The following is a 1215-nucleotide window of genomic DNA, read 5'->3' on the forward strand; positions in this document are numbered from 1 at the left end:
TTTTATGGTTGAACTTGTGCTGTCTTATTGTTATTTTTCGATTTACCGACGCAATTAAATACAAGTTCCCTTACCCGTAAAACTAATTCACATAGGCAAGTGTATTCTCGATAAGATATGCTTTTGGCGGACCTCGTTGCCCAAAGACATGTAACGTAACCAGATTTCCAACTTTACAACAATAACATTTTTTAAGTTGCGTTTTGGTTTCGATTTCAGGTCGAATGATATTTAAATCTTGTTGTAATTGTTGCAGTTTGCCACGTTTCCAACTGCTACTTAAAATACCGTAATGCCTGATTCTTACAAAACGTTTGGGTAAAATATGAAGACTAAAACGCCTTGTAACTCTTCGTTTTTTAAGGTGAGTTGCTTAGTTTTACTTGCGTCTTTATAATCTTTATAAGCAATGGTAACTTCTTGATTTGTTACATTTTTAATCCGATGATTGCTGATGGCAACTTTATGGGTGTATCTTCCTAAATATTCGATTACTTGTTTGGGACCTCCAAATGGGCGTTTGGCATAAACCACCCAATTTTTATCAAATAAACTTTGCAAAACATGAGCATCGGCAAGCTTTTCTTTACGTAACAAGGCAACAAATTTTGCTCGAAAAACCTTGCTTAACGCTTTTACTGCAAATAAGTATTTATCGGTTTTTATCTTGCGTTTCCATTTACCGTTGGCATCAATTCCACCACCAGGAATAATGCAGTGTAAATGTGGATGTAAACTTAAATTTTGTCCCCAGGTATGTAAAATCGCAATCATTCCTAGTTGCAAACCTTCCGTTTTTCCGAATTGATTTAATGTCGACCAAACAGAATCAAACAAGATTTTATAAACGATTTTTGGATGTGCAATCGCTAATCCATTAAGCGAATCTGGAAGGGTAAAAACCAAATGATAGTACGAACAAGGCAACAAATCCTGCTCACGTGCCTGAATCCATTCTTCACGTTTATGACCTTGACATTTCGGGCAATGCCTATTGCGACAACTGTTGTAACTAATACTAATGTTGCCACAAGCATCACAAGCATCTACATGTCCGCCCAAAGCAGCAGTTCGGCACAAAGTCAATGCTCTTAACGTTTTTTCTTGATGAACGGTAAAGTTTTGGTTGGACAAATCGACTTTTCTCAGCACATCGGCTACTTCCCACTGCGGCTTACATAAAGCAAAACGGTATCAATTGGACTGTGTACTTTT

General features: G+C 37.1%; 1 pseudogene. It reads right to left on the reverse strand.

What is annotated here, in order from left to right:
• Nucleotides 1-82: 82 nt before the first annotated feature.
• A pseudogene (locus L950_RS25355) lies at nucleotides 83-1176 on the reverse strand (IS91 family transposase); the annotation flags it as partial.
• Nucleotides 1177-1215 lie beyond the last annotated feature (39 nt).

This window comes from Sphingobacterium sp. IITKGP-BTPF85 (assembly GCF_001006065.1).
Lineage (GTDB): Bacteria > Bacteroidota > Bacteroidia > Sphingobacteriales > Sphingobacteriaceae > Sphingobacterium > Sphingobacterium anhuiense.